Raw genomic sequence first — 23287 nt, forward strand, 5'->3', positions numbered from 1 at the left:
TGATTAAGCCGGTGAAAAAACTGATGCTCGTCGCGCTGCTTTCGGCGCTGGGAAGCGCAGGCGCGATGGCCGCGGAGCAGTCGCACTTTGAACACTTTATTACCCGCGACGGCGCGACGTTAAAAGATGGCGACAAGGTGTTCCGCTTTGCGGGCATTCATGCGCCGGAGCTGCATCGTATTGAAGACGACGCGCGCGGCACCTGTAAAGCCGACTCGCGCGGCTGGGGGCAATACTTCCGCTGGCCGACGGCGGAGGAACAGGAAAACTGGATTAAAGCGCTGGTGCAAACCGGCGCCAGAGCGCAGCGGGTATACGTGCTCTCGGTACAGCAGGCGTTTGACGAGGCCTGCGGTCGCGAAACCCATATTCTGGCTCCGGAAACCGCCGACGGCATGCCGCGCCTGAACGAAAAGGCGATGCGGGTGTACGACAACATGATCGCCGAGGCGGACAAACAGGGTCTGCGCCTGATTCTGCCGTTTATCGATCACTGGTGGTGGTGGGGCGGTCGCGAGCAGCTGGCGGCGTTTTACCACGAAAAGCCGGAGGATTTTTACCGTACCGATAGTAAAACCTTCAAGGCCTATCTGGACGTGATTCGTCAGGTTATCACCCGTACCAACAGCGTGACCGGGCGCCCTTACTATGACGAAAAAGCGATTATGGCCTGGGAGACCGGCAACGAGCTGGAAGACACCAACGCGGCGTTCCTTCAGCAGACCGCCGCATGGATCAAAAAGTGGGCGCCGCATCAGCTGGTGGTGGATGGCACCTATAAGAAAATTAATGCGTTTGCGCTTAACGATCCCCATGTCGATATCGTCAGCAACCACTACTACACCAATGCCGATAACAACCATCCCGATCAGGTGAAAAAAGACCTGACGGCGGCCGCGGGTAAGAAAGTCTACATGGTGGGCGAATTTGGCCTGCTGGATGCGCAGCAGCTTAACGCCATTATGCAGGCGATCGTCCATAGCGAAGTCAACGGCGCGCAGGCGGCGGGCGGTTTAATCTGGGGCTTCCGCGGTCATCGTCACGATGGCGGTTTCTACTGGCATAAAGAGTCCACCGGCCACTACAGCTACCATTTGCCGGGCTTCCCGGTCGACGGTAAAGCCAATCAGGAGATGGAGGTGGTCGATCTGGTGCGGACCGCCGCGGCGCAGATGAACGGGCAGGAGAAAGCGCCGCCGCTGCCGAAGCCGGATGCGCCGAAGCTGCGGGCGACGGATTCACCGTTTGCGATCAACTGGCTGGGGGCGGCGGTAGGGCGCGCTTATGATGTTGAGCGCGCCGATTCGGCATCCGGACCGTGGAAGATCGTGGGGCGCGATATTTCGGACGGAGTAAACGAGTGGAACCCGCAGACGATGGATCTGTTCCGCGATGACTATCGCAGTCTGCAACTGGGGAATACGTACTATTACCGCGTCATTGCTAAAAACGAGAGCGGCAGTTCATCGCCTTCGAACGTGATTAGCGTGAAGCACACCCAGGCGAATCAGGCGCCGGAAGTCACGCTGGTGGAAACGCTCACCACCAGCCAGGACCAGGGCGTGCAGCTCAGCGCGAGCTGGCGCGATGACGGGCTGCCGGATGGCAACGTTAAGGTGAGCTGGAGCAACGGCGGCAACGCGCAGGCCCATATCTGCGCGACGGATAAAGCCGAAACTCGCGCCTGGTTTAGCGCCCCCGGTGAATACGCGCTGACCTTTAGCGCCGATGATGGTCTGCTCAAAAGCAGTAAAACCGTAAAGGTCACGGTGACGGAAGCCGTCGGGAAAGCGCCCGCTGATTACTGCCGTTTTAGCGGCGGGGTTGTGAACGTGACCGATGGCAAGATCGAGGCGGCGAAAAGCGAGAAAGACGCGCTGACGATTGACGAAGACGGTTTCCTCGGGCCGTTCGCCAACGATGGCGATAAGGTGAGCTGGCAGGTTGCCGCGCCGTGGGCCGGCAAGTATCAGCTGCAGGTGACGTTCAGCGGCAAATGGGGCGGCAAGAAAAACTCGTTTATCGTCAACGGCGGCGCGCCAATCGCGGTTGAATTCCCGCAAACCGATGAACAGGGCCAGCAGCTGCGGGTGCCGGTGGAGCTGAAGGCTGGCGATAATCGCATCGACTTCGGTAAATTCGCCGGCGACTGGGGCTACATGTTTATCAAATCGATTGAAGTGGTTGCAGAGTAGTGCTTATTGGCTGCGCCCGTTGGGCGCGGCCTTTTTTAACTTACAGGAGGCGTTATGACCCGGTATCAGTTTCCGGAAGGTTTTTTTTGGGGCGCGGCGGCATCCGGTCCGCAAACGGAAGGGATAAGCAACAAGCCGCATCGTTCTATTTGGGATAGCTGGTTTGCCGAACAGCCGGAACGTTTTTATCAGCAGATTGGGCCGCAAACGGTTTGCGACACTTACCATCAGTATCCCCAGGACGTGGCGTTGATGAAGCGGACCGGGTTCAACTCTTTTCGCACCTCGATTCAGTGGTCGCGGCTGATTGACGACTTCGAAACCGGCGCGCCCAATGCGGACGCGGTGCGTTTTTATCATGCCTACCTGGATGAGATGATTGAAAACGGCATCGAGCCGATGATCAACCTCTATCACTTTGACATGCCGGAAGCGCTGCAAAAGCAGTACGGCGGCTTTGAGTCGGCGCACGTGACCGATCTTTTCGCGCGTTTTGCCCGTACCGCTTTTGAGCTGTTTGGGCACAAAGTGAAATACTGGATCACCTTCAACGAGCCGATTGTGCCAGTTGAGGGCGGCTATCTGTATGACTTCCACTATCCCTGCAAGAAAGACGGCAGTCTGGCGGCGCAGGTGGCGTTTAACATTATGCTGGCCCACGCCAAAGCGGTGCGCGAGTTTCGCGCGCTGGCGCTGGAAAGCGAGATTGGCGTGGTGCTGAATCTGACGCCGTCCTATACCCGCAACGACAGCGCGGAAGACCAAAAAGCGGCGTGGTATGCGGATCTGTTCTTCAACCGCAGCTTTCTCGATCCGCTGGTGAAACATCAGTTCCCGAAAGAGCTGTGCGAAATTCTGGCCGCGCACGACTGTCTGCCGGAGGTGACAAAAGCCGACGTTGAGCTGATTACCGGATCGCGCGTCGATTTTCTCGGCGTTAACTATTACGTTCCGCGGCGGGTGAAAGCCCGCGAAAGCGACTATACGCTGGACTATTTCACCCCGGAGTTCTATTTCGAAAACTATGTGAATCCGCAAGGGCGCTTTAATCCTTATCGCGATAATAATGAGATTCTGCCGCAGGCGATTTATGACATTGCCGCCAACATTCGCGATAACTACGGCAATATAAAGTGGTTCCTCGCAGAAATTGGTATCGCGATGGATATTGAGTCGGAAGGCGAGCCGGGCGAGGACGGGGTGATTGACGATTCGTTCCGCATCGGCCTGATGGAAGAGCATCTGGTGCAGCTGCATCGCGCCATTGCCGACGGCGCGAACTGCTTTGGCGTGCATCAGTGGACCTTTATCGATAACTGGTCGTGGATTAACTCGTTCAAGCGCCGCTACGGCTTCTGGCGGCTCGACCTGCAAACCGGCGAGCGGCTGATAAAGCGCAACGCGCTGTGGTTTGCCGAACTGGCGACCAGCAACGGCTTCAGTTCTGATAAATAGCCCGGCAAAATCCCCCCGGAGGCGGCGCTTGACGCGCCTGTCCGGGCTACCAAACCGCACGAACTTGTAGCCCGGACAGATGCGCAGCATCGCCTCCGGGAAGTCATCCCCACCGGGGATTATTGGCGCGATTTGTTCATTTCCGCCAGCGAAGCTATCCAGTTCATCGCCAGCTGCGGCCATTCGGCGGCGGGCAGGCCCCGGGTCCCGCGAATACCAAATCCGTGTTTCCCCTCGGCGAACAGATGCAGCTCGGTCGGCACCTGCTGCGCGCGCAGGGCGTTAAACATCACCAGCGCGTTATCCACCGGCACGGAAGGATCGTCTACCGCGTGGAAAATAAAGGTTGGCGGCGTCTGCGGCGTGACGTTCTGCTCCGGTGAATAGCGATGCTGCCGCTCCGCCGTCGGCGTTTCGCCAATCAATGCCTTGCGCGATCCGGGATGGGCAATCGCCGGATCCATCGAAATCACCGGATAGCCGAGCACCGCGAAGTCCGGCCGCGCGCTCTGCCGATCAACCGCGTCCACGGCGGCGTAAGCCGGTTCGCTATACCGGGTCTCCAGGCTGGCCGCCACGTGCCCCCCGGCGGAAAAGCCCATAATGCCGATTTTATGCGGGTCGATATGCCACTCGGCGGCCCGCGCCCGCAGGGTACGCAGCGCGCGCTGCGCATCGGCCAACGGCGCCTCGCTGCCTTCTGCGTGACCGTCCGCCGGCATCCGGTAGGTCATGACAAACAGGGTATAGCCACGGGCGTTAAATACCGGCGCGAGATCGCTGCCCTCTTTATCCAATACCACTCGCTGGTAAGAGCCGCCCGGCGTCACCAGCAGCGCAATACCGTTGGGCTTCTCCGGTGCGTAAACGGTAATTGTCGGAGCACGAATCCCGGTGACCGCGCGATCGGGCAGCGAGGGATCTTTGCTGCGCTCTACCAGCGATTCGCTCGCCGGGCTGTTTTTCGCGCCGGGGGCTTCACCGCCGGGCCAGACAGAAAAGGTGGGGAGAGAGGAAAATGCCGCCGGAGAAGCCAAAAGCAAAGCGATGGCGGCGGCCAGAGGTAAACGCGTCATAAGCATCTCCATTAAGGAAAAAGCTTATTTATCATTCATCAGGAACGGGTAAAGCGAGTTGTCTCACAGAACGCTGTTTCATTAAAAATAAAATGAAACAGCGTTTTAAGGTTATGCCTACTGCAGCTGGTCTTTATTAATACCCAACCGTTTCATGCGCGAAAGCAGCGTCGTGCGCTTTAATCCCAGACGCTGGGCCGCGCCCTTCGGCCCGGCGACCACCCCGTTACTCTCTTTCAGCACCCGGACAATGAGCTGGTATTCGTCTTCGCCCTCTTCGGGCAGCACTTCTGCCGGCAGCGGCTCAGTCTCGAGGCTCATTTCCGGCAGTGAAAGCTGCAGCACGCTGCCGCGGGTCAGCAGCACCGCGCGTTCAATGACGTTCTCCAGTTCGCGCACGTTACCCGGCCACTCCATGCGGCTAAGCAGGCGCAGCGTCTCCGCCGGAATGCTGTCGATATTGCGTCCGAGACGGCGGGCGATTTTAAAGGTGAAGGCCTTCACCAGCAGAGGAATATCCTCCGGCCGTTCGCGCAGGGGCGGCAGATGGATCGGGAAGACGTTCAGCCGGTAGTAGAGATCGCTGCGAAACTCGCGATCGGCGACCATCTGTTTAAGATCGCGGTTGGTGGCGGCGATCAGGCGCACGTCGGTGTGAATCAGCTTATTGCTGCCGAGACGCTCGAACTCCTGCTCCTGCAACACGCGCAGCAGTTTCGGCTGTAGTTCAATCGGCATATCGCCCACTTCATCGAGAAACAGCGAGCTTTTGTCCGCCAGTTCGAAACGGCCGATACGCTGGGCGCTGGCGCCGGTGAAAGCGCCGCGCTCGTGGCCAAACAGGTCGCTTTCCAGCAGCCCGGCTGGCATCGCCGCGCAGTTCATTTTGACCATCCGGCGGCTATTGCGGCCGCTCAGGTTATGAATAGCGCGGGCAATCAGCTCCTTACCGGTGCCGGTTTCGCCTAGGATCAGCACCGTACTGTCGCTCTGCGCCACCATCTCCACCTGCTTGAGCACGCTGTTCATGGCCTCGCTGCGGCCAATGATTTCGCCAAACTCGCTCTCAACGTTGTTGAGCTGTTCGGTCAGGGCGAGGTTCTCATCGACCAGCCGCTCTTTCAGCCGCTGAATCTCGCGGTAGGCGAGGGCGTTGTCGATGGCGATCGAGACGCGCTCGGCAATTTGCCGCAGCAGCTTGAGGTTGGTGGTGGTGAAGACTTTTTCATCGCACTGCGCCAGCTTCAGCACCCCAAGCAAAGTATTACCGGACATCAACGGCAGCAGGCACAGGGTCTGGATTTTGTTATCCCACATCTCGAAAAGCATTTTTTCGTACGGCGCCAGCGGGTCGTGCTCGTGGAGATTGAGCAGCAGCATCTCTTTGCTTTTGAATACCCGCTCGGTCAGGGTACCGGCTTCGTCCACTTCGCTCTGGTCATGTACCGGATGGCTGGCGTCGAGGTAGTGGGTGGAGTAGATATTGAGCTTACCTTTGCGGTTGCTGCGCAGTACCACGCTGATGGCGTCGATGCGGAAGTAGCGGTGGATCTCTTTGGCCACTTCGCTGACCAGTTCATCGATATCCAGCCGCGAGAGCACCGCGTTGGTGATCGCCACCAGGATGCGGAAGTTATCGCGTTCCCGGCACAGCAGGTCGTAATCGACGTTGTTGCTGACCCGGCTTTGGATCTGTTCGGTGACCACGGCAACGATTTGCGTAAAGGTGTGCAGCCGCTGGTACTCTTTTTCGGTCCACGGCCGGTTGTCGTCGCGAATAAATTCGCAGCCGCCGAAGATACGCCCTTCCGCCGCCAGCGGCAGCAGGCAGTAATAGCCAAAGTTGGGGTAGAGTCCGCTTACGGCGAGCTGCGGCCAGGTTTCGGCAAAGGTGGCGCTATCGCAATGCAGCGCATCCGGACGCGATAGCAGGCGTCGAACCGGGCCGTTGGCGAGGACGGTTTCATCTTCGTAGCTCACCGGCTGCCCCGCGTCGTCGCAGGCGTGCCGGATAGCGCGATGATTGCCGGAATGCCACAGAATAATCGCCGCCCGGTCGGCGAGCGCGGACTGCTGCACCAGGCCGGTCAGCGTCTCGCTCAGCGCGGCAAGGTCCGGCTGCTGTAATAAAATGCGGGTGATATCAAACAGACCCTGCTGCCCAAGATCGCCCATCGGTGTATACGACATTGCTTAAGTCCAAAAGCGCCGCAAAGCGGCGCAGAAGAAAGTGATGACACAAATAATAGTCTGTTAATAAAGCGGTTGTGACCGCCATTAACCCATCCGTGGGTGCCCGCTGGTTTGGGCTGGATAATCATGCTGGCTTTTCCCGGCTCGCGCTGCGCTTAGCCGGGCTACAGGTGTGCGCAGTTTTGTAGCCCGGATAAGGCGTTAGCCGCAATCCGGGGGCCCGCACCGTTAACAAATTCTCGGCAGCGGCTCGGCGTGAGGAAGATCCAGCGTGCGTTTGACGCCGTACAGACCGACAGAGCGCACGCCCGCGCGCGGCACAACGTCGCCGATTATCGCCGCATCGCGGCCTAATGGATGAGACCGTAAATGCGCAAGTACGCTTTCCGCCGCCTCGCGGGCAACGGCGATCAACAGCTTACCCTCGTTGGCGAAATTAAGCGCGTCCAGCCCCAGCAGCTCGCACACGCCGCGTACGGTATCGTTAACCGGCAGCTTTTGTTCATGCAGCTCTATTCCGCAGCCGCTGGCGGCGGCGAATTCATGGGCCACCGCGTTAACGCCGCCGCGGGTGGCATCGCGCAGGGCTTTCACGCCAGCTACGTCGCGCAGCGTCTGAATCAAGGGCGTCAGCACCGCGCAGTCGCTGGACAGCGCGCCGTCCAGCCCCATCTGTTCGCGCAGGTTGAGGATCGTTGCCCCGTGATCGCCAAGCGTGCCGCTGACCAGCAGCACGTCTCCCGCGCTAATCTGCTGCGCTCCCCAGCGAATACCGGTGGGGATGACGCCGATCCCGGCGGTATTGATAAACAGCTTATCCGCCGCCCCGCGCGGCACCACTTTGGTATCGCCGGTCACAATGGCGATACCGGCTTCCCGCGCGGTCTGCGCCATGCTGCTCACCACCGCTTCGAGGGTGGCCATCTCCAGCCCCTCTTCGAGAATAAACCCGCAGGAGAGATAGCGCGGCAGCGCGCCGCTCACCGCCACATCGTTCGCCGTGCCGCAGACCGCCAGCTTGCCGATATTACCGCCGGGGAAAAACAGCGGATCGATAACGTAGCTGTCGGTGGAGAAGGCGAGCCTGTCGCCCTGCGCGCTAAGCTGAGCGAGATCGAGACGCGCCTGATCTTCCTGCTCCGCCAGCCAGGGGTTGGCGAAAGCCTGCATAAACAGGTCGCCGATCAGCTGCTGCATCGCCTGACCGCCGCTACCATGGGCTAACTGAACGCTTTTCATGCTTCGATTTCCTGACTGCGATATTGATACCAGGCGGCGCAGGCGCCTTCCGATGAGACCATCAGCGCGCCGAATGCGCTCTGCGGGTTGCAGGTATTGCCGAATAGCGGGCACTGGTGCGGTTTACAGCGGCCGGTCAGCACCTCGCCGCAGCGGGCGCGCGGGTCGTCGCAGACCCGCTGCGGCGCCGGGCGGAAATGCGCTTCTGCGTCGAAACGCTGATACGCGGCCGTCAGGTGCACGCCGGAGTCGTTAATCACCCCCAGACCGCGCCACTCGCTATCGCCGCTGAGGCAAAACACGTCGGCGATGGCCGACTGCGCCAGCGGGTTGCCCTCATCGGGCACCACCCGGCGATACTGGTTCTCCACTTCGCTGCGCTGCGCTATTGTCTGCTCAACCAGCATCATCGCGCCTTGCAGTAGATCAAGCGGTTCGAATCCGGCCACCACTAATGGACGGTGATAGTCGCTGGCGATAAACCCGTAAGCATCGGTGCCAATCACCATGCTGACGTGACCGGGGGCGAGAAAAGCGTCGATACCGTTATCCGGCTGGTCGAGCAGGCTGCGCAGGGTCGGCAGCAGGGTGATGTGCTGGCAGAAAAAGTAAAAGTTCCCGACGCCGCGCTCGCGGGCCTGACGCAGGGTCAGGGCGGTGGCGGGCATCGTCGTTTCAAAGCCGAGACCGAAGAATACCACTTCTCGATCGGGGTGCTGCTGCGCCAGCTTCAGGGCGTCCATCGGCGAATAGACGATGCGGACGTCGGCGCCGCGCGATTTTGCCTGCAGCAGCGAGCCGTTTTTTCCCGGTACGCGCATGGCGTCGCCAAAGGTGCAGAAAATCACCCCCGGACGGCTGGCGATATCGATACAGGCGTCGATACGCCCCATCGGCAGCACGCACACCGGGCAGCCGGGGCCGTGGATAAATTCAATATTTTCCGGCAGCAGCTGATCGAGGCCAAATTTAAAAATAGCGTGGGTATGGCCGCCGCACACTTCCATTATGCGCAGCGGACGTTTGGCGGTATGCGGCAGCAGGCGCGCGCGCAGCCGGAGATGTTCCACCAGCTGCATCACCTGTTCCGGAGCGCGGTATTCATCAACAAAACGCATTTACCGCTCCTCGCCGTACAGCAGCGCGCCGACGTCCGGCTCGACTTCAAACATATTTTGCAGCGCCTCGAGGGTGTCGCGGGCTTCGGCTTCGTTAATCACGCTCATGGCAAAACCCACGTGGACCAGCACCCACTGGCCGAGACGCGGCTGACCGCGATCGTCAACCGCGCCCACCAGGGTCAGGTCGACTTCGCGTTGAATGCCGCACACTTCGACCTTCGCCAGATTGCCGTCAATAGCGCAGATTTGTCCGGGTATGCCTATGCACATTGCTGCGCCTCCAGCCAGCGAAGCCACTGGTCCATGCCTTCGCCGCTGGTGGCGGAAAGCAGAATAATGTCAATATCCGGGTTCACCTCGCGGGCGCAGGCCAGACACTTCTCTACGTCAAAGTTGAGATACGGCAGCAGGTCGACCTTGTTAAGCAGCATCAGGCTGGCGGCGGCGAACATATGCGGATACTTCAGCGGTTTGTCTTCGCCTTCGGTTACCGACAGCACCGCCACTTTATGACGTTCGCCGAGGTCGAAACTTGCCGGACACACCAGGTTGCCGACGTTTTCGATAAACAGAATGCCGTGGTCCGCCAGCGGCAGGCGCGGCGCGGCGTCGGCGATCATCTGCGCGTCGAGATGGCAGCCTTTGCCGGTGTTGACCTGAATCGCCGGAGTGCCGGTGGCGCGGATGCGCGCGGCGTCGTTCACCGTTTGCTGATCGCCTTCAATGACCGCGCAGGCGGTTTTCTCTTTCAGCCGCAGCAGGGTTTCCGTCAGCAGGGTGGTTTTGCCGGAGCCGGGGCTGGAGACCAGGTTCAGCACCAGCTGGCTCCTGGCGGCGAAACGCGCGCGGTTGCGGGCGGCCAGACGGTTGTTTTTATCCAGGACGTCGATTTCCACTTCCAGCATCCGCCGCTGGCTCTGGCCCGGCGCATGGGTACCCGCTTCGCCATGACCGTAGTGCAGGTCGCCAGTCTCCGAGCGGGTGGGGGAAAAGTTATCGGTTTTCACGCCGGTAATGGTCATCATCTGGCGCGGGGCGGGCGCGAAGGGGGCGCTGCGAAACGCCGAATGCGGGTTATGCTCGTCGCCTTCTATATAAAGGTTGCCTTCACCGCAGCCGCAGGTTGTACACATAATCTTATTACTCCACTTCTAGTCGCTGAATCTGTAAGCCGTCATCCGCCACAATTTGCAGCCGGTCGCTCTGACACTGCGGGCAGCGGCGCACGTGCTGTGAGATGAGATGCACGTACTGCTGGCAGGATTCACACCAGCATTCAGCCTGTTGTTCGGCGATATGCAGCTCACAGCCTTCCGCCAGCGTGCCGCGGCACACCAGCTCAAAGCAGAAGGTCAGCGCGCTGGCTTCCACGCAGGAAAATGCCCCCACTTTCAGCCACACGCCGGTGACCCGACGCGCGCCGGCCTGCTGCGCCTGCTGTTCGATAATTTCCAGCGCCCGCTGGCTAAGGGTGATTTCGTGCATGGTGCCTCCGTATCGCGATGGCCCATTAATGCAATAACGATGCCAGGTCATAAGTAATGTCATAAAAATGTCGATGACACCGCTCAGACATCGTCATCGACATGTCTTTCTTATAGGGTAAATTTATTAAAATCGTTAAAAATCAATTAATTAACTTTTGGCATGAAAAATGCTTAACCGGTGCATCTCATACAACGGGGGATCCGGGATGACTATTTGGGAATTAAGTGAAAAGGCGGACTACATCGCCGATCGTCACCGCCAGCATCAGGAGCAGTGGCATACCTACTGCAACTCGCTGGTACAGGGGATAACCCTGTCGAAAGCGCGTTTGCATCATGCGATGAGCTGCGCGCCGGATAAAGAGCTGTGCTTCGTATTGTTTGGTCATTTTCAGGTTTACGTGGCGCTGGCGGAGGGCTTTAACAGCCACACCATCGAGTATTACGTAGAGAGTAAAGACGGCGGCGACAGACGGCTGATTGCCCAGGCCACGCTGGGCTCAGACGGCACCATTGATGGCCGGATCAGCAACCGCGATCGCGAGCAGGTTCTGGAGCACTATCTGGCGACTATCGCCAGCGTTTATGACCGTCTCTACGAGGCTATCGAACAAGACCAGCCGGTGGATTTAAACCACCTGACGCTGGCCCGTTAATCGTCAGGTGTCGACAAGTGTCGAAGCTGACACCTGCGCAACCTGTTTTCGTCAAAAATGACTTTCACCTGAGGACGACCCGGTGAACCGTTTTGTAATTGCTGACTCCACCGTCTGTATCGGCTGTCGCACCTGCGAAGCCGCCTGCGCTGAGACTCACCGCCAGCAGGGCCTGCAAGCCATGCCCCGGCTACGGCTGATGCGCAATGAAAAAGAATCCGCGCCGCAGATGTGCCACCACTGTGAAGATGCGCCCTGCGCCGCCGTCTGCCCGGTTAATGCCATTAATCGCGTCGATGGCGCGGTGCAGCTCAATGAGAGCCTGTGCGTAAGCTGCAAGCTGTGCGGCATCGCCTGTCCGTTCGGCGCCATTGAGTTTTCCGGCAGCCGCCCGCTGGATATTCCGGCTAACGCCAATACGCCGATGGCGCCCGCCGCGCCGCCGGCCCCGGCGCGCGTCAGCTCGCTGCTCGACTGGGTGCCGGGCGTACGCGCTATCGCCGTCAAATGCGACCTGTGCCACTTCGATGAGGAAGGCCCGGCGTGCGTGCGCACCTGCCCGACCAAAGCGCTGCTGCTGGTGGATATCCGCGATATCGCCCAGGCCAGCAAGCGTAAGCGGCAGCTGACTTTTAATACCGACCTCGGCGATCTGTCGCTGTTCCAGGCGCAACAAGGGGACGTGAAATGAGTGTGATTTCCTTAGTGAATCAGGCGGTGGCCTGGTACGCCGCCAGCGCGGTGCTGGCGTTTTTGTTCGCTCTGCGCAAACCGCTGAGCGGGGCGATCGCCGGGATTGGCGGCGCGGTCGCCAGCGCGATGCTGGTGCTGGCGGGCGGAACGGCGCTGCTGATGCCGGATCGCGTCAGCGCCGGCATGCTGCAAATGCTGCACCTGCCCCTGCGCGTTGGCGGCGTCAATGCGCTGTGGCTGCTGGCAATCGGCCTGTCGGCGCTGCCGATTTCGCTGTTCAATATCGCCTGGCATCGTCATCCGCAGGTTAAAGCCAACGGTCTGCTGGTGAATCTCCTGCTGGCCGCCGCCGTCTGCGCCGTGGTGGTGACGAACTTCGGCGCGCTGGTGGTGATGGCGGAAATTATGGCCCTTTGCGCCGCGTTTCTTACCGGCTGCGCGCAGTCCGGCAAGCTGTGGTTTGCGCTGGGACGCCTCGGTACGCTGCTGATGGCGTGGAGCTGCTGGCTGGTCTGGTCGACCTACGGCACCCTTGAGCTAGGGCAGATTACCCAGCTGGCGGTGGCGGCGCCGCAAAACGCGCTATTGTGGCTGCCGGGCCTGATCGGCTTTGCGCTGCTGGCCGGGGTCATTCCGCTGCACGGCTGGGCGCCGCAGGCCCACGCTGGCGCCAGCGCTCCGGCTGCCGCGCTGTTTTCTACGGTAGTGATGAAGGTCGGTCTGTACGGCATCCTGACGGTCTCGCTGGCCGGCAGCGTTCCGCCGCTGTGGTGGGGCGTGATGCTGCTGGTGCTGGGGATGATCACCGCCTTCGTCGGCGGGCTGTACGCCCTGATGGAGCACAATATTCAGCGCCTGCTGGCGTACCACACCCTGGAAAACATCGGCATTATCCTGCTCGGCCTCGGGGCATTCGTCACCGGCGTGGCGACCCATAACCCAACCCTGATGGTGCTGGGCTTTATCGGCGGCATGTATCACCTGATCAACCATAGCCTGTTTAAAACTACCCTGTTCCTCGGCGCGGGAGCGGTGTGGTTCCGCACCGGCCATCGCGATATCGAAAAGCTTGGCGGGATCGGCAAGAAAATGCCGCTGATTTCCCTTTCGATGCTGGTGGGTCTGATGGCGATGGCCGCGCTGCCGCCGCTGAACGGCTTCGCCGGAGAGTGGGTTATCTATCAGTCCTTCTTTAAGTTGAGCACCGGCGACGCGTTTGTTGGCCGCCTGCTTGGGCCGCTGCTGGCGGTGGGCCTGGCGATCACCGGCGCGCTGGCGGTGATGTGTATGGCGAAAGTCTACGGCGTCACCTTCCTCGGCGCGCCGCGAAGCAAAGAGGCGGAAAACGCCACCTGCGCGCCGGGGCTGATGACCTTTAGCGTGGTGCTGGCCGCCGTCTGCTGCGTGATTGGCGGGGTTGCCGCGCCGTGGCTGCTGCCGCTGGTGAGCGGGGCGTTTCCGGTGCAGGCGGAGGTCTCCAGCGTGGTGTCTCAGCCGCTGATCGCCATTCTGCTGATTGCCTGCCCGCTGCTGCCGCTGCTGCTGATGATCTTCTTTAAGGGCGATCGCCTGCCGGCGCGCTCGCGCGGCGCGGCCTGGGTCTGCGGCTATGACCATGAAAAATCCATGGTGGTGACCGCCCACGGTTTCGCCATGCCGGTGAAAGAGGCTTTTGCGCCAATTCTCAAGCTGCGCCACTGGCTGAACCCGGTGCGCCTGGTGCCCGGCTGGCAGAACGCTTCTGCGCCCGCGCTGTTTCGCGGCGTGGCGCTGGTGGAGCTGGCGGTACTGGTGGTGATTGTGATTTCCCGAGGAGCCTGAGAATGAGCGTATTAATTGCATTGTTGCAGGCGCTGGTGCTGTTCGCCGTCGCGCCGCTGTTGTCCGGGGTGACCCGCGTCGCCCGCGCGCGTCTGCATAATCGCCGCGGCCCGGGCGTACTGCAGGAGTACCGGGATATCCTGAAACTGCTGGGGCGCCAGAGCGTTGGCCCGGATGCCTCCGGCTGGGTCTTCCGCCTGACGCCGTACGTGATGGTCGGCGTGATGCTGACCATCGCTACCGCGCTGCCGGTGGTGACCGTTGATTCGCCGATGGCGGGGCTGGGCGACCTGATTACCCTGATCTACCTGTTCGCCATCGCCCGTTTCTTCTTCGCTATCTCCGGCCTCGATACCGGCAGCCCGTTTACCGCTATCGGGGCGAGCCGTGAAGCGATGCTCGGCGTGCTGGTGGAGCCTATCCTGCTGCTCGGCCTGTGGGTCGCGGCTCAGGTCGCCGGGTCCACCCATATCAGCAGTATCACTGACACCATTTATCACTGGCCTGTCGCCCGCACTCTTCCGCTGATTCTGGCGCTGTGCGCTTGCGCCTTCGCCACCTTTATCGAAATGGGCAAGCTGCCGTTCGACCTGGCGGAAGCGGAGCAGGAGCTTCAGGAAGGCCCGCTCTCGGAATACAGCGGTAGCGGCTTCGGCGTGCTGAAGTGGGGCATCAGCCTCAAGCAGCTGGTGGTCCTGCAAATGTTCGTCGGCGTATTTATCCCGTGGGGACAGATGACCAGCTTTAGCGTCGGCGGTCTGCTGCTGGCGCTGGTAGTTGCCGTCGTCAAGCTGGTGCTTGGCGTGCTGGTGATTGCGCTGTTCGAAAACAGCATGGCGCGTCTGCGCTTTTGCGCCACCTCCCGCGTCACCTGGGCCGGGTTTGGTTTTGCCTTTTTAGCCTTCGTCTCCTTGCTGGTGGCGTGATTTAAGAGAGTTTGAGCATGTCTGAAGAAAAAATCGGTCAACACTATCTCGCCGCGCTGCATCAGGCCTTTCCGGGCGTGGTGCTGGATGAAGCCTGGCAGACCAAAGACCAGTTGACGGTCACGGTAAAGGTCAACTATCTGCCGGAAGTGGTCGAGTTCCTGTACTACAAGCAGGGCGGCTGGCTGTCTGTGCTGTTTGGCAACGACGAACGCAAGCTCAACGGCCACTACGCCGTCTACTACGTGCTGTCGATGGAGCAGGGCACGAAATGCTGGATCACCGTGCGCGTGGAAGTGGACGCCAATAAACCGGAATATCCGTCGGTGACGCCGCGCGTGCCGGCGGCTGTGTGGGGCGAGCGCGAAGTGCGCGATATGTACGGCCTGGTGCCGGTGGGGCTGCCGGACGAGCGCCGGCTGGTGCTGCCGGACGACTGGCCGGATGAACTCTATCCGCTGCGAAAAGACAGCATGGACTACCGTCAACGCCCGGCGCCGACCACCGATGCCGAAACCTACGAGTTTATCAACGAGCTGGGCAGCAAGAAAAACAACGTGGTGCCGATTGGCCCGCTGCACGTCACCTCCGACGAACCGGGCCACTTCCGCCTGTTCGTTGACGGCGAGAATATTATCGACGCCGACTACCGCCTGTTCTACGTCCATCGCGGGATGGAAAAGCTGGCGGAAACCCGGATGGGCTACAACGAAGTGACCTTCCTGTCGGACCGCGTGTGCGGTATCTGCGGTTTCGCCCACAGCACCGCCTACACCACTTCGGTAGAGAACGCGATGGGCATCGTAGTGCCGGAGCGCGCGCAGATGATCCGCGCCATTCTGCTGGAGGTGGAACGCCTGCACTCGCACCTGCTGAACCTCGGCCTCGCCTGCCACTTTACCGGCTTCGACTCCGGGTTTATGCAGTTCTTCCGCGTGCGCGAAACCTCGATGAAGATGGCGGAAATTCTTACCGGGGCGCGTAAAACCTACGGTCTGAACCTGATTGGCGGCATTCGTCGCGATCTGCTGAAAGAGGACATGATCCAGACCCGCCAGCTGGCGCAGCAGATGCGTCGCGACGTGCAGGAGCTGGTGGATATGCTGCTCAGCACGCCGAATATGGAGCAGCGTACCGTGGGCATTGGTCGTCTCGACCCGCAAATCGCCCGCGACTTCAGCAACGTTGGCCCGATGGTGCGCGCCAGCGGGCACGCCCGCGATACCCGCGCCGATCACCCGTTTGTCGGCTACGGCCTGCTGCCGATGGAAGTGCACAGCGAACAGGGATGCGACGTCATCTCGCGTCTGAAGGTGCGCATCAACGAGGTCTACACCGCGTTGAACATGATCGACTTTGGCCTCGATAACCTGCCGGGCGGCCCGCTGATGGTGGAGGGCTTCACCTATATTCCGCACCGCTTCGCGCTCGGCTTCTCAGAAGCGCCGCGCGGGGATGATATCCACTGGAGTATGACCGGCGATAACCAGAAGCTGTACCGCTGGCGCTGCCGGGCGGCGACCTACGCCAACTGGCCGACTCTGCGCTATATGCTGCGCGGCAATACCGTCTCCGACGCGCCGCTGATCATCGGCAGCCTTGACCCGTGCTACTCCTGTACCGATCGCATGACGGTGGTCGACGTGCGCAAGAAGAAGAGCAAAGTGGTGCCGTACAAAGAGCTGGAGCGCTACAGCATCGAGCGTAAGAACTCGCCGCTGAAATAAGGAATCGCCATGTTTACCTTTATTAAAAAAGTCATCAAAACCGGCACCGCGACGCACTCATACCCGCTGGAGCCGATGCCGGTGGATAAAAATTTCCGCGGCAAACCGGAGCATAATCCGCAGCAGTGTATCGGCTGCGCCGCCTGCGTTAACGCCTGTCCGTCGAACGCCCTGACGGTAGAAACCGATCTCGCCACCAACCAGCTGGCGTGGCAGTTCAACCTCGGGCGCTGCATTTTCTGCGGACGCTGCGAAGAGGTCTGCCCGACGGCGGCGATTAAGCTCTCTCAGGAGTACGAGCTGGCGGTATGGAAGAAAGAGGATTTTCTCCAGCAATCGCGTTTTGCCATTTGCCACTGCCGGGTGTGTGAACGCCCATTCGCCGTACAGAAAGAGATCGACTATGCCATCGCGCTGCTCAAACACAACGGCGATAGCCGCGCCGAGCTGCATCGCGAAAGCTTCGAGACCTGCCCGGAGTGCAAACGCCAGAAGTGCCTGGTGCCGTCCGACCGTATTGAACTGACTCGCCATATGAGAGAGGCCAGCTGATGAGCAACTTATTAGGCCCGCGCGATGACAACGGCATTCCGGTGCCGATGACGGTGGATGAGTCCATCGCCAGCATGAAGGCATCGCTGCTGAAGAAAATTAAGCGTTCCGCCTACGTTTATCGGGTGGACTGCGGCGGCTGCAACGGCTGCGAGATCGAGATTTTCGCCACCCTGTCGCCGCTGTTCGACGCCGAGCGCTTTGGGATCAAAGTGGTGCCGTCGCCGCGTCACGCCGATATTCTGCTGTTTACCGGGGCAGTGACCCGGGCGATGCGTTCTCCCGCGCTGCGCGCGTGGCAGTCCGCGCCGGATCCGAAAATCTGCATCTCCTATGGCGCCTGCGGCAACAGCGGCGGCATCTTCCACGACCTTTATTGCGTGTGGGGCGGAACCGATAAAATCGTGCCGGTGGATGTCTATATTCCCGGCTGCCCGCCCACCCCGGCCGCGACGCTGTACGGCTTCGCGATGGCGCTGGGCCTGCTGGAACAGAAAATCCACGCCCGCGTGCCGGGCGAGCAGGACGAGCAGCCGACCGAACTTCTGCACCCGGATATGGTACAGCCGCTGCGGGTGCGCATCGATCGCGAAGCGCGCCGGCTGGCGGGCTATCGCTACGGCCGGCAGATTGCCGATGACTATATGCGCCTGCTGGGGCAGGGCGATAGCCAGGTGATGCGCTGGCTGGAGGCGGAAAAAGATCCGCGTCTGACCGAGATCGTCACCCATCTGAACCAGGTCGTAGAAGGAGCGCGTATCCGATGAGCGAGACGGTGGTGTTCAGTCAGCTGAGCCGTAAATTTATTGATGAGAACGACGCGACGCCTGACCAGGCGCAGCAGGTGGTCTATTACAGCCTGGCGATTGGCCACCACCTCGGCGTCATCGACTGCCTCGAGGCGGCGCTGAGCTGCCCGTGGCAGGCGTATCTGGCGTGGATTGCGACCCTCGAAGAGGGCAGCACCGCGCGGCGTAAAATGGAAGGCGTGCCGAAGTACGGCGAGATTGTTATCGACAGCAATCATGTGACGATGCTGGCTAACGCTTTTGATAAAGCGCTGGCGCGACAGACCCCCGAGCAGCAGGCGTGGAGCAAAACTATGCTCAGTATGCTGCATGATATTCACCAGGAAAGCGCCATCTATCTGATGGTGAGGAGACTCCGTGACTGACGTTTTACTCTGTGTCGGCAATAGCATGATGGGCGACGACGGCGCAGGCCCGCTGCTGGCGGAGATGTGCGCGGCTAATCCCGTCGGTGATTGGGTGGTGATTGACGGCGGCAGCGCGCCGGAAAACGATATCGTCGCCATTCGCGAGCTGCGCCCCGAGCGCCTGCTGATCGTCGATGCCACCGATATGGGTCTGAACCCCGGCGAGATCCGCATCGTCGATCCGGACGATATCGCCGAGATGTTTATGATGACTACCCACAATATGCCGCTCAACTATCTGATCGATCAGCTAAAAGAGGATATCGGCGAGGTGATTTTCTTGGGTATTCAGCCGGATATCGTCGGCTTTTATTACCCGATGACCCAGCCGATTAAGGACGCGGTCGAAGCGGTGTACGCGCGGCTTGATGGGTGGCAGGGGCAGGGGGGGTTTGCGGCACTTGAAGCCGCAGAGGAGCCGGCGTTCCCCGGCTAAGCGCAGCGCAAGCCTGGAGTTCGATCAGGGGGAGCAGGTTTACTTTTTTCCCGGGTCGCGGCGTAAACGCCTTACCCGGGCTACGACGACTTTTGTCACCCTGGCGTTTGCCATTCCCGGAGGCGATGCTGCGCATCTGTCCGGGCTACGACGACTTTTGTCACCCTGGCGTTTGCCAGTCCCGGAGGCGATGCTGCGCATCTCTCCGGGCTACCGGTCCGCGGGCGTTGATGAACCTGTAGCCCGGCTAAGCGCAGCGCGAGCCGGGAAAATTTCCTTGTTGCAGGTGTTTGTCAGGCTGAGTATCCCTCAGCCTGCGGGGCGCACTACGCTAAATCTTCCCCGTTGCTGGCAATCACCTTCTTATACCACCAGAACGACTTTTTGCGCTTTCGCGCCAGCGTGCCGCGGCCGGCATCGTCGCGGTCAACGTAGACAAAGCCGTAGCGCTTGCTCATCTCACCGGTGGAGGCGGATACCAGGTCGATACAGCCCCAGCTGGTGTAGCCTATCACCGGAATGCCGTCCTCGATGGCGTCACCCATCGCTTTAATATGCTCGCGCAGATAGCTGATGCGATAGTCGTCGTTAATCTCGCCGTTAGCCTCCACCTCATCGCGCGCGCCGAGGCCATTTTCCACAAGGAACAGCGGTTTCTGGTAGCGGTCATACATCATATTCATGGTGATGCGCAGGCCGAGCGGGTCGATGCCCCAGCCCCATTCGCTGGCCTTGATGTGCGGGTTTTTCAGTGATTTAACGATATTGGCGGCGCTGGTGTTGCCGGCATTCATCTCCGCCGATGCGCAGCGCGAAGCGTAGTAGCTGAAGGAGACGAAATCGACGGTATGGCGCAGGATCTCATCATCGCCGGACTCTTTGGCGATAGTCACGCCTTTCTCGCGGAATACCCGCGCCGCCCACACCGGATACGCGCCGCGCGCCTGGACATCGATAAAGAACAGGTTCTCGCGATCTTTTTCCAGCGCCATCCACACGTCTTCCGGTTTACAGGAGTAAGGGTAGAAATTGCCGCCCGCCAGCATACAGCCGACCTGATTTTGCGGATTCACCTCGTGGGCGATTTTGGTCGCTAAGGCGCTGGCGACCAGTTCATGATGGGCGGCCTGGTATTTCACCTGCTCCTGATTTTCCCCCTCTTCAAACACCAGACCGGCGCCGGAGAACGGGCTATGCAGCATAATGTTGATTTCATTGAAGGTAAGCCAGTATTTCACCAAACCATCAAAGGCTTCAAAGCAGGTGCGGGCGTAGCGGGTGAAGAACTCCACCATTTTTCGATTGCGCCAGGAGCCGTATTCGGTAACCAGGTGCATCGGCACGTCGAAATGGCACAGCGTCACCAGCGGCTCGATGCGGTGCTTTTTGCACTCCTCGAACAGCGAGCGATAAAAGGCGATCCCCTCCGGGTTCGGTTCCAGCTCATCGCCCTCAGGAAAGAGGCGGCTCCAGGCGATAGAGGTGCGGAAGACGCTAAAGCCCATCTCGGCCATCAGGGCGATATCTTCTTTATAACGATGATAAAAATCGATCGCCTCGTGGCTCGGGTAGAACTCATCGTCGCGTAGCGCGAAGCGTTTCTCCTGCCCCAGCTTGACCGCGAGGCGGTGAGCCCCGTGAGGAATCATATCGACGGTGGTCAGCCCTTTGCCGCCCTCCAGATATGCCCCTTCGGACTGGTTGGCGGCCAGCGCGCCGCCCCATAAAAATCCCTGTGGAAAAGTCGCCATGCGTTACCTCGTTAACAAAATGGTGTTCAGGCGTGAGAAGCCTGGGTGCCGGCCTGACGCTGTCTGGCGTCGGCGGCGGCTTCTTCTTGCGGAATATCTTCAAAGCCGAGCATCAGCGTCAGGACAAACGACAGCACCACCGCCAGCGCCATGACGCCAAAGACCCAGACGATCGTCATCGGATTGGCCGGGTCGAAAAACTGGACGCTGGTGAACAGGCCCGGCGCCGCCATTGAGTGGCTGGCGAGCCCGGCAATGCCGGCCACCGCGCCGCAGATAAAGCCGCTAATCAGGCTGGCGATCAGCGGTCGCTTCAGCCGCACCGCCACGCCGTACAGCGCCGGTTCGGAAATCCCCGCCAGAATTGCAGAAGCCGCGGCCGCCAGCGCCGTCTGGCGCAGCTCCGGGTTTTTGGTTTTCCACGCCACCGCCAGCGACGAGCCGCCCAGCGACAGATTAGCGCCGATTTCCGACGGCATCACCATGCCCTCTTTGCCGGTTTCGGCGATGGTCTGAATGATCGTTGGGGTAAAGACCCGGTGCATCCCGGTCATTACCAGCAGCGGCCACAGGGCGCCCATGATCGCCACCGACAGCCAGCCGAGATAGCTGTGGATCGTATAGACCAGCGCGGAAATGGCGCTACCGATCCAGATGCCGAGCGGGCCGATCAGCAGAATCGACAGCGGAGCGGCGATCAATACGATCAGCATCGGTTTAAGGAAGTTTTTTGTCACCGCCGGGGTGATACGGTCGACCCAGCGTTCGATATAAGAGAGGCACCAGGTCATCACCAGCGCCGGGATCACGGTATAGGTGTATTTCACCGCCGTCACCGGAATAAAGGCAAACTCCACGTGCTCGCCCTGGGCGGCTTTGGCCATCAGTTCGATAAAGCTCGGGTGCACCAGCACCCCGGCAATGGCAATCGCCAGCGACATATTGGTTTTGAACTTCACCGCTGCGGAAGCGGCGACCATCAGCGGCAGGAAGAAGAACGCGCCGTCGCCGATCACCGTCAGAATAGTCAGCGTTGGCGCGCCTTTGGGCAGAGCGCCGGTCATCTCGAGGATCATTGCCAGCAGCTTAACCATCGATCCACCGATAATCGCCGGGATCAGCGGCGACATGGTGCCGATCAGCGCGTCGAGGATCCCGGCGCCGATGCGTTTCAGGGTAATAGGCGGTTTCCCCTGCGGTTCGGCCGGGCGCAGATCCCCCGGCAGCAGCGCGACCACTTCGCGATACGCCTGGGAGACGGTATTGCCCACGATCACCTGGCACTGGTTATCGCTACGCACCACGCCGAGCACGCCTTTCAGCCCTTTGAGGGTGGCGCTGTCGACCCGCTCGTTGTCTTTGACCACGAAACGCAGGCGGGTCATGCAGTGGGTGACGGCGGCAACGTTATCTGCGCCACCGATTGCCGCGATAATCTGCTGCGCCAGAGCTGCATAATTTTTAGACATCGGATTTTATCCTGTTTATCAATGGGGTACTGGCTTGTCACCGCGCCGGAAAGCGGAGCGGCATCATGCATACATAGGAAACCGGTTCCACAAAATCATGATTAGTTTCATTTATTCATACAAGAAATAAAAAAATAAGATCTCGATTTTGTGATTTTGATCGCTGTGTGCGCATCCGCGCGGGCGACGCGCAAATGCTGAAAAAGCGCAGCGTGTGCAGTACACTGCGGGCAACATTGGCAACAGGAATAACCACATGGCAACGATGCTGGAGGTAGCGAAGCGCGCGGGGGTGTCAAAGGCCACCGTTTCGCGGGTGCTGTCGGGGAACGGCTATGTCAGCCAGGAGACCAAAGATCGCGTCTTCCAGGCGGTGGCCGAAAGCGGCTACCGGCCGAATCTGCTGGCGCGCAACCTGGCGACGAAAAAGACGCAGACCCTCGGGCTGGTGGTGACCAACACCCTTTATCACGGCGTCTATTTCAGCGAACTGCTCTACCACGTCGCGCGGATGACCGAAGACAAAGGGCGGCAGCTGATCCTCGCCGACGGCAAGCACAGCGCGGAGGAGGAGCGCGAGGCGATTGAGTATCTGCTCGATCTGCGCTGCGATGCGATAATTATCTATCCGCGCTTTCTCAGCGTTGATGAGATGGATGAGATTATCGAAAATCATGAGCGGCCCATCATGGTGCTCAACCGCCGCCTGCGCCGCAACGCCAGCCACTGCGTCTGGTCCGATCAAAAAGCTTCGGCGATGATGGCGGTGGAAAAGCTTATCGCGCTGGGCCATCGGGAAATCGCGTTTATTACCGGTTCGCTGGATTCGCCAACCGGCGTTGAGCGTCTCTCGGGCTATAAAGACGCGCTGGCCCGCCACGGCATTGCCCTGAATAACGATCTGATCGTCGAAGGCCGCTGGACGCCGGAAACCGGCGCGGCGGGGGTTGAAACGCTGCGCCAGCGCCGCGTCGGCTACAGCGCGCTGGTGGCGAGCAACGACGACATGGCGGTTGGCGCGATGAAACAGCTGCATCAGATCGGCGTCAAGGTTCCGGAGCAGGTCTCGGTCGTGGGGTTTGACGATATCGTGCTGGCGCCGTATATGGTTCCGGCGCTCTCCAGCGTCAAAGTTCCGGTGACGGAGATGATCAAAGAGAGCATCAACCGGCTGATCTTTATGCTCGACGGCGGCGATTTTAAATTTCAGCAACTCTTCCCCGGCGAGCTGATTGAACGCGACTCGGTGGTCCCCGGCCCGCATACCTGACGTC

The 23287-nt window shown here is 60.2% G+C and carries 21 protein-coding genes; 12 read left to right on the forward strand and 9 right to left on the reverse strand.

The window, feature by feature from the left end; genetic code table 11:
* Window positions 1–2: 2 nt before the first annotated feature.
* Both KO1_RS22010 and KO1_RS22015 read left to right on the forward strand, forming a co-directional pair.
* Window positions 3–2195, forward strand: coding sequence for a CBM35 domain-containing protein (locus KO1_RS22010; protein ID WP_024274609.1), 2193 nt, complete (start codon window positions 3–5; stop codon window positions 2193–2195).
* A gap of 54 nt (window positions 2196–2249) precedes the next feature.
* On the forward strand, window positions 2250–3650 hold the full coding sequence (locus tag KO1_RS22015) for a glycoside hydrolase family 1 protein (protein WP_016809472.1): 1401 nt from the start codon (window positions 2250–2252) through the stop codon (window positions 3648–3650).
* A gap of 119 nt (window positions 3651–3769) precedes the next feature.
* Here the strand turns inward: KO1_RS22015 and KO1_RS22020 are convergent, their stop codons facing one another.
* The 7 genes from KO1_RS22020 to hypA form a co-directional block, all read right to left on the reverse strand.
* Window positions 3770–4726, reverse strand: a complete 957-nt coding sequence (locus KO1_RS22020; RefSeq protein ID WP_047720730.1) for an alpha/beta hydrolase — start codon at window positions 4724–4726, stop codon at window positions 3770–3772.
* 117 nt (window positions 4727–4843) lie between these two features.
* Complete coding sequence (gene flhA / locus KO1_RS22025; protein WP_004104864.1) at window positions 4844–6916, reverse strand: formate hydrogenlyase transcriptional activator FlhA; 2073 nt, start codon at window positions 6914–6916, stop codon at window positions 4844–4846.
* A 231-nt stretch (window positions 6917–7147) separates the two neighbouring features.
* A complete protein-coding gene (hypE, locus tag KO1_RS22030; protein ID WP_016809470.1) occupies window positions 7148–8158 on the reverse strand; it encodes a hydrogenase expression/formation protein HypE in 1011 nt (336 codons plus the stop codon).
* Window positions 8155–9276: a hydrogenase formation protein HypD gene (hypD, locus tag KO1_RS22035; protein ID WP_047720731.1), complete on the reverse strand. Its 1122-nt coding sequence runs from the start codon at window positions 9274–9276 to the stop codon at window positions 8155–8157. Before hypD ends, hypE begins: the two co-directional genes overlap by 4 nt.
* Window positions 9277–9549 (reverse strand): HypC/HybG/HupF family hydrogenase formation chaperone, encoded by a 273-nt coding sequence (locus tag KO1_RS22040; RefSeq protein WP_004104861.1) that lies wholly within the window; start codon window positions 9547–9549, stop codon window positions 9277–9279.
* Window positions 9540–10412: a hydrogenase nickel incorporation protein HypB gene (gene hypB / locus KO1_RS22045; RefSeq protein ID WP_004104860.1), complete on the reverse strand. Its 873-nt coding sequence runs from the start codon at window positions 10410–10412 to the stop codon at window positions 9540–9542. Before hypB ends, KO1_RS22040 begins: the two co-directional genes overlap by 10 nt.
* A 7-nt stretch (window positions 10413–10419) precedes the next feature.
* Window positions 10420–10764, reverse strand: a complete 345-nt coding sequence (gene hypA, locus KO1_RS22050) for a hydrogenase maturation nickel metallochaperone HypA (protein ID WP_004104859.1) — start codon at window positions 10762–10764, stop codon at window positions 10420–10422.
* A 208-nt stretch (window positions 10765–10972) separates the two neighbouring features.
* On the opposite strand from hypA, the gene hycA reads away from it, so the two are divergent.
* From hycA to hycI, 9 genes are all read left to right on the forward strand, one after another.
* Window positions 10973–11422, forward strand: a complete 450-nt coding sequence (gene hycA, locus KO1_RS22055) for a formate hydrogenlyase regulator HycA (RefSeq protein WP_004104858.1) — start codon at window positions 10973–10975, stop codon at window positions 11420–11422.
* 82 nt (window positions 11423–11504) lie between these two features.
* Window positions 11505–12113 carry a 4Fe-4S dicluster domain-containing protein gene (locus KO1_RS22060; RefSeq protein ID WP_023321498.1) on the forward strand — a complete coding sequence of 203 codons (609 nt, stop codon included), beginning with the start codon at window positions 11505–11507 and terminating at the stop codon, window positions 12111–12113.
* Window positions 12110–13936 (forward strand): formate hydrogenlyase subunit 3, encoded by a 1827-nt coding sequence (hycC, locus tag KO1_RS22065; RefSeq protein WP_017145506.1) that lies wholly within the window; start codon window positions 12110–12112, stop codon window positions 13934–13936. Before KO1_RS22060 ends, hycC begins: the two co-directional genes overlap by 4 nt.
* Window positions 13937–13938: 2 nt before the next feature.
* On the forward strand, window positions 13939–14862 hold the full coding sequence (locus KO1_RS22070) for a respiratory chain complex I subunit 1 family protein (protein ID WP_004104852.1): 924 nt from the start codon (window positions 13939–13941) through the stop codon (window positions 14860–14862).
* A 17-nt stretch (window positions 14863–14879) separates the two neighbouring features.
* Complete coding sequence (gene hycE, locus KO1_RS22075) at window positions 14880–16589, forward strand: formate hydrogenlyase subunit HycE (protein ID WP_014839316.1); 1710 nt, start codon at window positions 14880–14882, stop codon at window positions 16587–16589.
* A gap of 9 nt (window positions 16590–16598) precedes the next feature.
* The gene (locus KO1_RS22080) at window positions 16599–17141 is read left to right on the forward strand and encodes a formate hydrogenlyase complex iron-sulfur subunit (protein WP_004104848.1); all 543 of its coding nucleotides are present in this window, start codon (window positions 16599–16601) and stop codon (window positions 17139–17141) included.
* Entirely contained in the window at window positions 17141–17908 is a 768-nt protein-coding gene (locus KO1_RS22085; RefSeq protein ID WP_004104846.1) for an NADH-quinone oxidoreductase subunit B family protein, read from the forward strand. Before KO1_RS22080 ends, KO1_RS22085 begins: the two co-directional genes overlap by 1 nt.
* Window positions 17905–18315, forward strand: coding sequence for a formate hydrogenlyase maturation HycH family protein (locus KO1_RS22090; RefSeq protein ID WP_004104844.1), 411 nt, complete (start codon window positions 17905–17907; stop codon window positions 18313–18315). Before KO1_RS22085 ends, KO1_RS22090 begins: the two co-directional genes overlap by 4 nt.
* A complete protein-coding gene (hycI, locus tag KO1_RS22095) occupies window positions 18308–18793 on the forward strand; it encodes a hydrogenase maturation peptidase HycI (RefSeq protein ID WP_004104842.1) in 486 nt (161 codons plus the stop codon). Before KO1_RS22090 ends, hycI begins: the two co-directional genes overlap by 8 nt.
* Before the next feature lie 326 nt (window positions 18794–19119).
* Here the strand turns inward: hycI and KO1_RS22100 are convergent, their stop codons facing one another.
* Entirely contained in the window at window positions 19120–20544 is a 1425-nt protein-coding gene (locus KO1_RS22100) for a 6-phospho-beta-glucosidase (RefSeq protein WP_004104839.1), read from the reverse strand.
* A 26-nt stretch (window positions 20545–20570) separates the two neighbouring features.
* Window positions 20571–22013 carry a PTS cellobiose/arbutin/salicin transporter subunit IIBC gene (gene ascF / locus KO1_RS22105; protein WP_004104835.1) on the reverse strand — a complete coding sequence of 481 codons (1443 nt, stop codon included), beginning with the start codon at window positions 22011–22013 and terminating at the stop codon, window positions 20571–20573.
* A 256-nt stretch (window positions 22014–22269) separates the two neighbouring features.
* Here ascF and KO1_RS22110 point away from each other — a divergent pair, with 256 nt between their 5' ends.
* Window positions 22270–23283 (forward strand): LacI family DNA-binding transcriptional regulator, encoded by a 1014-nt coding sequence (locus KO1_RS22110; RefSeq protein ID WP_024274606.1) that lies wholly within the window; start codon window positions 22270–22272, stop codon window positions 23281–23283.
* Window positions 23284–23287: the final 4 nt, after the last annotated feature.

This window comes from Klebsiella oxytoca NBRC 105695, from assembly GCF_001598695.1.
Taxonomy (GTDB): domain Bacteria; phylum Pseudomonadota; class Gammaproteobacteria; order Enterobacterales; family Enterobacteriaceae; genus Klebsiella; species Klebsiella oxytoca.

Bases quoted from the DNA above. Each gene is read 5' to 3' on its own strand.
- KO1_RS22015 (WP_016809472.1), top strand. From the start codon at position 2,250: ATGACCCGGTATCAGTTTCCGGAAGGTTTTTTTTGGGGCGCGGCGGCA.
- KO1_RS22020 (WP_047720730.1), bottom strand. From the start codon at position 4,726: ATGACGCGTTTACCTCTGGCCGCCGCCATCGCTTTGCTTTTGGCTTCT.
- flhA (WP_004104864.1), bottom strand. From the start codon at position 6,916: ATGTCGTATACACCGATGGGCGATCTTGGGCAGCAGGGTCTGTTTGAT.
- hypE (WP_016809470.1), bottom strand. From the start codon at position 8,158: ATGAAAAGCGTTCAGTTAGCCCATGGTAGCGGCGGTCAGGCGATGCAG.
- hypD (WP_047720731.1), bottom strand. From the start codon at position 9,276: ATGCGTTTTGTTGATGAATACCGCGCTCCGGAACAGGTGATGCAGCTG.
- KO1_RS22040 (WP_004104861.1), bottom strand. From the start codon at position 9,549: ATGTGCATAGGCATACCCGGACAAATCTGCGCTATTGACGGCAATCTG.
- hypB (WP_004104860.1), bottom strand. From the start codon at position 10,412: ATGTGTACAACCTGCGGCTGCGGTGAAGGCAACCTTTATATAGAAGGC.
- hypA (WP_004104859.1), bottom strand. From the start codon at position 10,764: ATGCACGAAATCACCCTTAGCCAGCGGGCGCTGGAAATTATCGAACAG.
- hycA (WP_004104858.1), top strand. From the start codon at position 10,973: ATGACTATTTGGGAATTAAGTGAAAAGGCGGACTACATCGCCGATCGT.
- hycC (WP_017145506.1), top strand. From the start codon at position 12,110: ATGAGTGTGATTTCCTTAGTGAATCAGGCGGTGGCCTGGTACGCCGCC.
- KO1_RS22070 (WP_004104852.1), top strand. From the start codon at position 13,939: ATGAGCGTATTAATTGCATTGTTGCAGGCGCTGGTGCTGTTCGCCGTC.
- hycE (WP_014839316.1), top strand. From the start codon at position 14,880: ATGTCTGAAGAAAAAATCGGTCAACACTATCTCGCCGCGCTGCATCAG.
- KO1_RS22080 (WP_004104848.1), top strand. From the start codon at position 16,599: ATGTTTACCTTTATTAAAAAAGTCATCAAAACCGGCACCGCGACGCAC.
- KO1_RS22085 (WP_004104846.1), top strand. From the start codon at position 17,141: ATGAGCAACTTATTAGGCCCGCGCGATGACAACGGCATTCCGGTGCCG.
- KO1_RS22090 (WP_004104844.1), top strand. From the start codon at position 17,905: ATGAGCGAGACGGTGGTGTTCAGTCAGCTGAGCCGTAAATTTATTGAT.
- KO1_RS22100 (WP_004104839.1), bottom strand. From the start codon at position 20,544: ATGGCGACTTTTCCACAGGGATTTTTATGGGGCGGCGCGCTGGCCGCC.
- ascF (WP_004104835.1), bottom strand. From the start codon at position 22,013: ATGTCTAAAAATTATGCAGCTCTGGCGCAGCAGATTATCGCGGCAATC.
- KO1_RS22110 (WP_024274606.1), top strand. From the start codon at position 22,270: ATGGCAACGATGCTGGAGGTAGCGAAGCGCGCGGGGGTGTCAAAGGCC.